At 66.1% G+C, this 12,350-nt stretch carries 6 protein-coding genes; 4 read left to right on the top strand and 2 right to left on the bottom strand.

From position 1 onward, the window contains the following. Positions 1–389 precede the first annotated feature (389 nt). Positions 390–2,051 (top strand): arylsulfatase, encoded by a 1,662-nt coding sequence (locus YH64_RS27765; RefSeq protein WP_143215571.1) that lies wholly within the window; start codon positions 390–392, stop codon positions 2,049–2,051. Between the two features lie 10 nt (positions 2,052–2,061). Here YH64_RS27765 and YH64_RS27760 read toward each other — a convergent pair whose 3' ends face one another. Further along, a complete protein-coding gene (locus tag YH64_RS27760; protein WP_046807523.1) occupies positions 2,062–2,967 on the bottom strand; it encodes an AraC family transcriptional regulator in 906 nt (301 codons plus the stop codon). 238 nt (positions 2,968–3,205) lie between these two features. Between YH64_RS27760 and YH64_RS27755 the strand changes: the two genes are divergently transcribed. Together YH64_RS27755 and YH64_RS27750 are read left to right on the top strand one after the other, a co-directional pair. After that, on the top strand, positions 3,206–3,940 hold the full coding sequence (locus YH64_RS27755; protein WP_046807524.1) for an SDR family oxidoreductase: 735 nt from the start codon (positions 3,206–3,208) through the stop codon (positions 3,938–3,940). Between the two features lie 23 nt (positions 3,941–3,963). Continuing rightward, positions 3,964–4,725, top strand: coding sequence for an SDR family NAD(P)-dependent oxidoreductase (locus tag YH64_RS27750; protein ID WP_046807525.1), 762 nt, complete (start codon positions 3,964–3,966; stop codon positions 4,723–4,725). 19 nt (positions 4,726–4,744) lie between these two features. Here YH64_RS27750 and YH64_RS27745 read toward each other — a convergent pair whose 3' ends face one another. Continuing rightward, positions 4,745–6,568: a tetratricopeptide repeat protein gene (locus tag YH64_RS27745; protein WP_255444796.1), complete on the bottom strand. Its 1,824-nt coding sequence runs from the start codon at positions 6,566–6,568 to the stop codon at positions 4,745–4,747. A gap of 331 nt (positions 6,569–6,899) precedes the next feature. Between YH64_RS27745 and YH64_RS27740 the strand changes: the two genes are divergently transcribed. After that, positions 6,900–12,350, top strand: coding sequence for an autotransporter domain-containing protein (locus YH64_RS27740; RefSeq protein WP_046807526.1), 5,451 nt, complete (start codon positions 6,900–6,902; stop codon positions 12,348–12,350).

The raw sequence follows: 12,350 nt of genomic DNA, 5'->3' as shown, positions 1-12,350 counted from the left end.
TGCATCGGAGCCCGATGCACCAGCAAACGTCGTGCCGAAGAATCAGTCGAACACGTCGACCAGAATGGGGCCGGGCACCACTTCTTGGCAACCCATCGCCGAAAAAAACGGGAATCTATCGTGTATCCGCACTGGTGCGCCGGTAACCGTCCATGAAGTTTTTGCGCTGCCCCGCCCCTGCCGCCGACATCCCCCCTGAGGCCCACATTTTCGCTGACACTTTTTCCATTGACGCCATTTGACGGACGGTGGAATGATCGTTTGCTCAATGGCGCAAGCCCGGACGCTGCCGTCGTTGACGTGCTTTAGCTTCATGTAGGCCACCCCCGACCGCGAGGTCATTCACGCCCCCACGGTCGATTCAACGATCTATTGATGGAGTGTTGAACATGGCGACACAGCAAAGTTTCTCAACCGGCCTTGCCGCCCTATTGATGGCGACAGCGGCGATCAGCGCGCCCGCCGTGGCGCAAGAAGCCCGCAAACCCAACATCATTCTTATCGTGTCCGACGACACGGGCTACGGCGACCTGGGGCCCTACGGCGGCGGTGTGGGGCGCGGCATGCCCACGCCCAACATCGACCGGCTCTCCAACGAAGGCATGACGTTCTTTTCGTTCTACGCGCAGCCCAGCTGCACCCCCGGACGCGCGGCCATGCAGACCGGCCGCATCCCCAACCGCAGCGGCATGACCACCGTTGCGTTCCAGGGCCAGGGCGGCGGCTTGCCCAAGGAAGAATGGACGCTGGCGTCCGTGCTGAAGACGGGCGGATACAAAACGTTCTTCAGCGGCAAATGGCACTTGGGCGAAGCGGATTATTCCCTGCCGAACGCCCAAGGCTATGACGAAATGAAGTACGCCGGCCTGTATCACCTGAACGCCTACACATATGCCGATCCCACCTGGTTCCCCGACATGGACCCCGAACTGCGCGCCATGTTCCAGAAGGTCACGCGCGGCGCGCTCTCGGGCAATGCCGGCGAAACGGCGCGCGAGGAATTCAAGATCAACGGGCAGTACGTCGACACCCCTGAGGTCAACGGCAAGGAAGGCGTGGTCGGCATTCCGTTCTTTGACCGCTATGTTGAAAAAGCCTCGGTGGACTACCTGGAGCGCAATGCAAAAAGCGAGACGCCCTTCTTCATGAGCATCAACTTCATGAAGGTGCACCAACCCAACATGCCCGACCCGGACTACGTCGGCAAATCCCTATCGAAAAGCAAGTACGCCGATTCCGTCGTCGAGCTGGATGCGCGCATCGGACGCATCATGGACAAGGTCCGAGAGCTGGGCCTGGACAAGAACACGCTGGTCTTCTACACCACCGACAACGGCGCCTGGCAAGACGTTTACCCCGACGCGGGCTACACCCCGTTCCGGGGCACCAAGGGCACCGTGCGCGAAGGCGGCAACCGCGTACCCGCCATTGCGTGGATGCCGGGCAAGATTGCACCCGCCACCAAAGACCACAGCATCCTGGGCGGGCTGGATTTGATGGCCACCTTTGCCTCGGTCGCGGGCGTCAAGCTGCCCGTCAACGACCGTGCCGACAAGCCGATCATCTTCGACAGCTATGACATGTCGCCGGTACTGTTCGGCACGGGCAAGTCGGAACGCAAGTCGTGGTTCTATTTCACGGAAAACGAACTGTCTCCCGGCGCGATTCGGGTTGGCAACTACAAGGCCGTGTTCAACCTGCGGGGCGACGACGGCGTCAAGACAGGCGGGCTGGCGGTGGATACCAACCTGGGCTGGAAGGGTCCGGAGTCCTATGTCGCCGGGGTGCCCCAGGTGTTCGACCTGTGGGCCGACCCGCAGGAACGCTACGACATTTTCATGAGCAACGTCACGGAAAGAACGTGGACGCTGCCCACCATGAACGCGGCGGCGGCGGACCTGATGAAGACCTACGTGAAGTACCCGCCCAGAAAGGCGCAAGGCGATGCCTATACCGGCCCCGTCACGCTGTCGCAGTACGAGCGCCTGCAATACATTCGTGAAAGCCTGGCCAAGGACGGCTTCAAGCTGCCCATGCCGTCGGGCAATTGACGGCGGCTGGTCAGTGCGCGCCGGAATAGTCGCTTAGCGACGCGGCAGGAGACAGCGCGAACGACGCGCGCATGTCTCTTGCTTCGTCCACCGGCGTGCGGCCGAAAAACCGTTTGAACTCGCGGGAGAACTGCGACGGGCTTTCGTAGCCGACGCGGGCCGATGCCGAGGCGGCCGTCAGCCCGTCGCGGATCATCATCAGCCGCGCCTGATGCAAGCGTGTCGACTTGATGTATTGAATGGGCGACGTCTGCGTCACGCTACGGAAGTTGGCGTGAAAGGCGGGAATGCTCATGCCCGCTTCCTGCGCCAGGCTGCCCACGTCCAGCGGCTGCGCAAAGTCGACGTGGATCTTGCGCAGCGCCCGCGCGACCCGACCAAAGCGCCCTTGGTGCACCAGCGCCGCCTTCATGGCCTCGCCCTGCGGGCCGCTCAGCACCCGAAATAGAATCTCGCGCCGCAGCGCCGGGCCCAGCACGCGCGCTTCCACGGGCGTACACAGTGCGCGCAACAAACGCAGCGTGGCATCGGCCAGGTCAGCATCCAGCGGCGTGGAAACAATGCCCAGCGGCGCGGCTTGCGAGGGCGGCGTGTCGTCCATCGCCAGAATCAGTTCGGTCAGCTCGGTCAGGTCCAGCCGCAGCGAAACCGCCAGCATCGGCTCGGCTTCGCTGGCTTCGGTTTCAGTTGAAAAAGGCAAGGGTACGGACAGCACCAGATAGTGCTGCGCGTCGTACACATAGACCTCGTCCCCCAGAAAACCCACCTTGCGCCCCTGGCACACGATCACGATGCCGGGCTCGTACAGCACGGGCGTGCGGCCCAGCGGCCGGTTCGACCGCATGAAGCGCACGCCTTCCAGCGCCGACTGCGTATAGCCCTCGTTGGGCGCCAGCCGCTCAAGCAGGCCGGCCATTTTTTGCGAAGCCAGTTTCCGATCGATATCCACGGTGCCGTCCTTTGCCGGGGGTTCACGTGCACGGATTCTACAACCGCACCCACCTCCGTTCACCCCCTATTCGATAGGAATAGGCAATACCGGCATCGTTACAGGTATTCGCCGCCCGCCCCCCAAAACCTAAGATTTCATCAACGCGTTTCGTTGGTTCAACGCCCCTTGTTCACCCCCCTTGTTCACCCCCGGAGATAAGCCCATGGACTCCCCGCAATCGAAAGTCGTCTTGATCACCGGCGCCAGCAGCGGCATCGGCGAAGCCACCGTGCGCATGCTGGCCGCGCAAGGCCACCGCCTGCTTATCGGCGCACGCCGCACCGACCGCCTGGCCGCGCTGGCCACCGCGCTGGACGCCGGCGGCAACAACGTCATCTACCAGTCACTTGATGTGACCTCGGCCGACAGCGTCAACGCCTTCGCCCGCTTCGCGCTGGAGCGCTTCGGCAAGATCGACGTCATCGTCAACAACGCGGGAATCATGCCGCTGTCGCCGCTGCGCGCCGTGAAGGTCGATGAATGGGACCGCATGATCGACGTGAACATCCGCGGCGTGCTTTACGGCATTGCGGCCGTGCTGCCCACGATGGAGGCGCAGGGCTATGGCCAGGTCATCAACATCTCGTCTATCGGCGGGTTGTCGGTGTCGCCCACCGCCGCCGTCTATTGCGCCACGAAGTACGCGGTGCGCGCCATTTCCGACGGGCTGCGCCAGGAATCCGACCGCATCCGCGTAACGGTGATCTGCCCCGGCGTGGTCGAGTCCGAACTGGCGAACACCATCACCGACGACACCGCGCGCCAGGCCATGAACGAGTTCCGCCGCATTGCGATGACGCCCGACGCCATCGCCCGCGCCGTGGCCTACGCCATTGCCCAGCCCGCCGATGTGGACGTCAGCGAGATCGTGTTGCGTCCCACCGCCAGCCCCTACTGAATTTCTTTCCAGGAGTGAATCCCATGAATAGCACCACAACGGAATCCAGAACCTTTTCCGGCAAGGTCGCCATCGTGACCGGCGCCGCCAGCGGCATCGGGCTGGCCACGACCGAACTGCTGCACGCCCAAGGCGCCAGCGTCATCGCCGTGGACCGTGGCCACAACGTGCAGGCGCTGGCGCGCCCGGGCATCGTCCCGCTGATGGCGGACGTGGCGCGGGAAGCCAGCGCGTCGCAGGCCGTGGCGGCCGCCGTCGAACACTTCGGCAAGCTGGACATCCTGGTGAACAACGCGGGCATCATCATCAACAAGCCCGTCGTCGACATGAGCCTGGACGACTGGAACGGCATCCAGGCAGTGAACACCACCGGCGCGTTCCTGTTCTCGCGCGAGGCCTTGCGCGCCATGATGCCGAACGGGTCGGGCGCCATCGTCAACGTGGGGTCCTACGCCTGCTACCAGGCCTTTCCGACCATTGCGGCCTATGCCGCGTCCAAGGGCGCGTTGGCGCAACTGACTCGCGCGATGTCGCTGGAAGCTATCGACCACGGCATCCGCGTCAACGCGGTGGGTTCCGGTGACGCGGTCACCAACATCACCAACCACATCCACAAGGACGGGCAGGCGTTTCTGGCGGAACACGGCAAAAGCGCGCCCATCAAGCGCGCGGCGCATCCCAGTGAAATCGCCGAGGTCATCGCGTTCCTGGCGTCGGACAAGGCCAGCTACATCGTCGGCGCGGTGGTCATGGCGGATGGCGGCATGAGCGTGGCGTTGAAGTAGGCAGCCCGCCCAAGCCTGTCTATGCCCAGCCCGAGCCGGCCTGAGGCCGCAGCGCGCGCAACGCCGTCGCCACCTCGTCCAGCACCGGCCCCCACGCGCCCGGGCCGGGCTGACGAAACAGCCGCATCGACGGATACCACGGCGTATCGGCGCGTTCCTGCAACCAGCGCCAGTCCGGCACGTACGGCAGCAGGGTCCACACCGGGCAGTCCAATGCGCCAGCCAGGTGCGCGGGCGACGAGTCCACCGAGACCAGCACATCAAGCAGCGTAATCAGGGCGGCGGTGTCGTCGAAGTCATTGATGTCCTGGCTTGGCGACACCATCGCCATGCCGGTGGGCGGCTTGTCCGCCTGCGCCGCCGCCGCGCCTTTTTGCAGGCTGATGAAGCTAATTCCCGGTTGCGCCAGCGGCGCCAGATCGGCCAGTGTCAACGAGCGCTGCGCATCGTTCGGATGGCTGGGCCGCCCCGCCCACACCAGCCCGACCCAGGGCCGTGGCAAGCCCGCCAAGCGTGCGCGCCATCGCTCCACACGCAACGGGTCGGCGCGCAGGTACGCCGTGCTGGCCGGCAAGTCCGCCAGACGCAGCCCCAACGCCAGCGGCAGGCTCATCAATTCGCAATGCAAGTCGAACGCGGGCGGTATCGTGCCGGCGCGGATGATCTGGTCGAAGCCGCCACTGCGTTCGGCCAGGTCGTGGCAGGCATCGTTGATTTCCAGAATGATGCGCGCGCCGCTACGCTGACGCGCCCACGCCACCAGTTGCAAGAACTGGAACGTGTCGCCGTAGCCTTGCTCGTCATGAATCAGCAAGGTCTTGCCCGCAATGGGTTGCCCATCCCAGCGCGGCTTTTGCACATGGCGGCTACGCATCGCGGTGTGCGGCATGCGATAGCGGAAGCGGTATTCGCGCCAGCCCGCGTCATAGTCCCCTTGCAACAGCAGCAGCTCGGCCAGATCAAAGCGCGCGCCCGCATCCGTGGGCGTGGCGCGCACGATGCTTTCAAGTATCGCGCGGGCTTCGTCGGTGTGGCCCAACGGCCGAATGGCTTGCGCCAGCTGGCGCAGCAGCACGATGTTGTCCGCATCGTTCGCCAGCGCGTGTCGCAGCAACGATTCGGCCTCGGCGTAGCGGCCGGCAAGCTCGGCTCGCGCCGCTTCAATGCGCGCCAGATGCCGATGCCATTCCGGCGTCAACGGGTCGATCTCGATGGCGCGGCGAATGGCGGCCAGCGCTTCATCGTGGCGGGCCTGGTCATGCAAGGCCAACGCCAGGTTCCCCAGCGCCTGCGCGTAATCGGGGTCCAGTTCCAGCGCGTGCGCGTAGTGCTTCAGGGCCTGCGCGTTATCGCCCAGACGCTTGCACGTGTTGCCCAGATTGTTATGCGCCTGCGGGCTGTCGGGCATCAACGCGGCTACCCGTTGCAGGCATTCCAGGCTGGCGGCAAGCTGCCCCTGCTCTTGCAAGACTATGCCCAGATTGTTCCACCCTTCGGCCCCGTGCGGCTCCAGCGCCACCGCGCGCCGCGCCGCGTGTTCGGCTTCGTCCAGCAAGCCTTGCTGGCGGCATATTTCAGCCAGGTTGCTGTGGTAGGCGGCCGGCGCCAGCGGGGACCGGCATGCGGCGCGCAGGTGCTCAACCGCCACGTCCGCCCGCCCATACGCATGCGCGATCAGCCCCAGCAGATGGCGCGCGTCAGGCTGGTCCGGTACCGTGCCCAGCACCCGCAAGCAAAGCTGTTCGGCTTGCATGGCCTGGCCCGCCTGCCAATGCGCATAGGCCTGGCTCAGCGCGGCGGAGACGGTCAGGACGGGGACGTCGGCAGGGGTGTTCTGGTCCACGCGTTCAGGCCCACAGGGACAAGGTTGGGAAAGCAACATTATCTACGCCGACAGCCAAACGTTAAGCGTGAATGTCGTAAAGCGTGCCGCAACGCCGCGCCGGGCTTGGGTGTACGTGTCACACCGCAGAAATGCGCACAAAAATCCTTTGTTTTCCCCCGATTGGCGGGCTGGAACATCGAGTATTTATTGACCCGAAATTTCCCTACCCATCCCTGATCATTCCAAAAAACCCACGCATGGCCCGGCGCCGTGCGACGGGATTGCGCGCGTGAACGCGGCGGTCGCGCTTGACGGAATGCACGCCCCAAGAGCCCCGGAGGACCGCATTTTGAATCACATCTACCGATTGGTATGGAACCGCAAATTGCGCGTCTGGCAGGCCGCATCGGAACTGGCCTCGCAATCGCGCGGTGGCAGCTCGTCCGCGACCCGCAGCATCGCGACCAGCGCGCCGCCTTATGCGGCGGCGGCCGCCGTTGCGCTGGCGCTTGGATTGTCCAGCGTCAGCACGGCGGTTCAGGCCGAGTGCATTGAAGACCTCATCATCGTGACTTGCGAAGGCCTGGATCTGTCCAGCGACCCGGGTTATGCAAGCGCCTCGAACGTGCTGCATGTGCGGGTGGAGGAGAACGCCACCGTAGGCGTCGACCCGGCCCTGGGCGGCACGGCGATGCGGCTGAGCGGCGACAAAATCACGGTGAGCAATAAAGGCCGGATCGACGCCAATCTGTTCGGCCCTCCCGTGACGGCATCGTCGGGGCTGGTGATCGGCAACAGCAGCGGCAGGGGCAACGCGATCAGCGTCAGTAACCTGGCGACCGGGATACTGGCCGGCGTGAGCGGCATGGCCGACCCGCTTGTCGCCCTTCCCACCGTGCAGGGCATGGCGCTGGCCGTGCAAAACGGAACCGGCGGGCTCAGCCAACTGAGCAACGCCGGGATGATCCGCAGCGTTCCCATGATCGGCCAAATCGTCAACCCTACCGACTTGCCGGTGATCGCCGCGTATGGCGGCGGCCAGGTTCACTTTGTCAACGACACCACGGGGACGATCACCGGGCGTGTCGGTTTCCAGGCGTCCGGCACGCCGGGGCAAGGTCACCAGTTCGACAACGCGGGAACGATCGTGGGCGGCGTCTCGCTGGGCCAGGGCGGCAACAACACATTTACCGCAGTGACGGGATCGCTAGTGCTACGAGGCGTGGCCAGCGCGACTGCCGACACGACCGTCTCTGACACCCCCGGCCTGAGCTTTGCGCCCCCCGGCAAGATCGACGGCGGCACGGGTGCGGGCGACACGCTGGTGCTGCAAAACGTCTTGCCATCGGCCGGCACCGAGAGCGGCAATGGCGGCGTGGGCACAGCATCGGGCGACACCTACATCAACTTCGACAAGCTGCGCATCAATAGCGGCAGCTGGACGTTAAGCGGCGCGTTTCTGCCCAATGGCGGCAACGTGGAACTCAATGGGGGCCTGGCCACCCTTCAAGACGGCGGCGTGTTCGGCTCGGCGTCGATCGTGGCAAATGGCGGCGCACTGGCCGTCGGCACCGCCAACCAGACGATGAGCAACAACGTCCAGCTTGGCAATGCCGGGCTGCGCATCACGGCGGGCCAAGCCCTGACGCTGGCGGGCGACGTCTCGGGCGCGGGCGCGCTGAACGTCCAGGGCACCAGCTCCATCACGCTTGGCGGCACCAGCACCTACACCGGTGGCACCGCCATCGGCGCATCCGCCAGCCTGCAAGGCGACACGCGCAACCTGCAAGGCAATATCGCCAACGATGGCGCGCTGACGTTCCAGCAAGCCACCGCCGGCACCTATTCCGGTGTGCTGTCCGGCGCGGGCACATTGACCAAGGCAGGCGCGGGCAAGCTGACGCTGACCGGCGCAAACACCTATACCGGCGCCACCACCGTGGCAGCCGGCACCTTGGCGGTGGGCGCGGGCGGCACCCTGGGCAGCAGCGCCATCACCCTGGCCTCCGGAACCACGCTGGACCTGAGCACCGGCGGCAACCAGACGTTGACCACGCTTGCGGGCTCCGGCGCATTCGTGCAGTTGGGATCGGCAACGCTGACGCTGGACAGCCCCAACGACGCCGACTTTGGCGGCGTGATCTCCGGCGCGGGCGCGCTGGTCAAAGCGGGTTCGGGCAGGCAGACCCTTAGCGGCGCCAGCACCTTTACCGGCGGCCTGACCGTCAACGGCGGCACGCTGGCCTTGGGACCCGGGGGCAGCCTGCTTCCGGACTCCGCCGTCACGGTCAACACCGGCGCAACGCTGGATCTGACATCGGCCGCAAGCCAGCAACTGGCCTCGCTAAACGGCAACGGCGGCAACGTGCTGCTGGGTCTGAGCGCGATGGTGAATTCGGGTTCCTACGCGGGCTCGATCCAGGGCGCCGGCGGACTCGTCAAGGACGGGCCGGCAAGTCTCAACCTGAATGGCGTCAACACCTACACCGGCGACACGCTGGTCAACGGTGGCACGCTGATGGTCGGCTCCAGCGCGGCCAACAGCAGCGCCGCCGTCACCAGCAACATCACCGTGCGCAACACCGCTACGCTGGGCGGATTCGGGCAGGTCACCGGCAACGTAACGGTGGAATCCGGCGGCCGCCTGGCTCCGGGCGCGCTTGCCGGCGTGTTCACCGTCAACGGCAACCTGTCGATGGCGCAGGGGTCTCAGGCGCAATTCAGCCTGGGTGCACCGGGCGTCAGCCATAGCGTCAGCGTCAACGGCGACCTGCAATTGAACGGCGCGCAGTTGACCGTGCTGGATGCCGGCGGATTAGGCCTGGGCTTGTACCGCTTATTCGACTACACCGGCACATTGACCTTGAGTCATGGCGGCCTGGTCACTTCCACAGGCATGACGCTGCAAGCCCTTGCCGGTGCCAAGCAGATCAACCTGATCAACGCCACCGGCTTGTCGCTGAACCTCTGGAACGCCAACGGCTTGGCCAGCCCCACCCAGATGGGCGGCGGGTCGGGCGTCTGGTCGACCACCAGCGCAGTCTGGACGGACGCCACGGGCAGCCTGACCGCCGCGCGCTATCCGGCCGACGCCTTCGCCATCTTTGGCGGGGCTGCCGGCACGGTGACCGTCGATGACACCGGCGGCGCCATCACCGCCCAAGGCATTCAGTTCGCCAGCGACGGCTATCGGCTGACCGGTTCGTCGTTGGCGGTGACCGGCTCCACGCCCAGCGCGCCGGGCGAGATACGCGTGGGTAATGGCAGCCCGGCGTCGGCGGCGTGGACGGCCACCATCGACAACACCTTGACGGGCGTGGGCATCAACAAGACGGGCTTGGGCACCCTGGTGCTGAACGGCGCCAACACCTACACGCAACGCACGCAATTGACGGCCGGCACGCTGGAGGTTTCCACCGATGCCAACCTGGGCGCGCCCGGGGCCGGCCTGGACTTCCAGGGCGGCACGCTGCGCGTGACCGGCACCGCTTTTCAGAACACCGCGCGCAACATCACGCTGGGCACGGCGGGCGGCGGCTTCGATATCGCCGACGCGGGCAACACGTTCGTCCTGAGCCAGGCATTGACCGGCAACGGCAGCCTGGCCAAGCTCGGCGCGGGCACGCTGGTGCTGGGCGGCAGCAATACCTATGTCGGCGGCACCTCGGTGCAAACGGGCACCTTGCAGGTGGGCGACGGCGCGGTAGCGGGCAGCATCGCCGGCAACGTCGCGGTGGCAAGCGGCGCAACGCTTATGTTCAAGCGCAGCGACCGCGTGGCCTTCAATGGCGACATCACCGGCGCGGGCCAGTTACGCCAAAGCGGCACGGGCACGCTGGTGCTGACCGGCCAAAACTCGCTGGCAGGCGGCGCCTACATTGACGCCGGCACGCTGCAAGTGGGCGACGGCGGCACCACCGGCTGGGTCACCGGCAACATCGCCAACCAGGGCAGCTTGGTGTTCAACCGATCGGACGACACGGTCTACAGCGGCACGCTGTCCGGTGCGGGCGAGACCCGCAAACTGGGCGCGGGCACGCTGGCCATGGCGGGCGACAGCAGCGCCTACACCGGCGCCCTGCAACTGTCTGCCGGCGCCTTGCAGGTGGACGGCAAGCTGGGTGGCCGCGTGCAGGCCCTGGCGGGCACCACGCTGTCGGGCACCGGCACCTTGAACAACGTCACGATCGGATCAGGCGCCACGCTGTCGCCCGGCAACGCGGCCACCCCGCTGGGCAGCATGAACGTCGCGGGCGACCTTACCTTCAAGCCGGGCGCGACCTACCGCGTGGCGACGGCCGCCAACGGCCAGAGCAGCAGCGTGCGTGTCGCGGGCACGGCCACGTTGAACGGCTCAGTCGTGCAAGTGGGTGAAAACGGCAACTACGCGCCCTCCACCACCTACACCATTCTTGCCGCCAACAATGGCGTGCAGGGACGCTTTGACACCGTCTCCAGCAACCTGGCCTTTCTGACGCCGTCCTTGTCCTACGACGCGAATCGCGTGGACCTGGTGGTGAAGCTGAAGGAAGTGCCGTCCGAAGGCGGCGGTGGCGACAACGGCAATGGCAATGGCAATGGCAATGGCAATGGCAATGGCAATGGCAATGGCGGCGGTGGCGACAACGGCAACGGCGGGGGCACGCGCCCCATCGAATTCGCCGATGCCGCCGTCACCGGCAATCAGCGTGGCGTGGCGCGTGCGTTGCAAAGCCTGCCGGCCAACAGCGCGCTGTATCAGCACATTCTCAACCTGCCCAACGGCGCGCCGCCCGCGGCGTTCAACGCGCTGTCCGGCGAAGCGCATGCCAGCACGGTGTCGGTGCTGCAAAACGTGACGGGCGCGTTCACGCAGATGCCGATGGCGCGGCTGCACGCCAACCTCAATGCCGGGCAGATTCCCGGCGCGCCCACTGCCCAGTTGGGCCTGGGCGACGCCGCCTCGCTGCCGCAGTCCGCCGCACAACCGCTGTGGGCACAGGTGTTCGGAAAATGGACCACGCTGGACGGTGACGGCAATGCGGCCAAGACCACGCAATCCGATGCCGGCGTGACCATCGGCGGGGACGCGGCGGTAGGCGGCGGTTGGCGCCTGGGCGGCGCGGTCGGCTACGCGAACAGCGACAGCCGCACCCGCGACCGTGCGTCCAGTGCTGACACCGACAGCTACAGCATCGCCGTCTATGGCGGCAAGGCGTTCGAGGCCGGGGCCGGCAAGATCAATCTGAGTCTGGGCGCCGCCTATACCTGGCACGAGGTGGACACGCGCCGCAGCACCGCCGCCGCCGGGCTGAACCAGACGCTAAAGGCCAACTACGGCGCCAGCACCGGCCAGGTCTTCACGGAACTGGGCTACGCCGTGCCCGTGCACGACCGTCTGACGCTGGAGCCTTTCGTGGCCGCCAACTACAGCGACCTGCACACGCGCGGCTTTTCGGAATCGGGCGGGGACGCGGCGCTGCGCGGCCAGAGCAGCCGCAACGACGTCACCACCACCACCGTCGGGCTGCACGCGCTGACTACGTTCGATAGCGCGGGCGCACGCGGCTACGCGCGGGGCACGCTGGGCTGGCGCCATGCGTTCGGCGACTTGAACCCGGCCAGCGTGCTGGCGTTTGCCCAAGGCGGCGACACGTTCACGGCAACCGGCGCGCCCGTGGCCCGCGACGCGGCCGTGGTGGAAGTGGGCGTGGGAATTGACGTCAGCAAGCGCACCACGGTGGGCGTCAGCTACGGCGGTCAATTCGGGGACGGCAACCGGCAGAACACCGGCACGCTGGATGTGCGCTACCGGTTTTAA

The organism is Achromobacter sp. LC458 (assembly GCF_001005835.2).
GTDB lineage: Bacteria > Pseudomonadota > Gammaproteobacteria > Burkholderiales > Burkholderiaceae_B > Achromobacter > Achromobacter spanius_B.
Note: the sequence above shows the minus strand (reverse complement) of the source record. Positions and strands in the feature narration are given on the sequence as shown.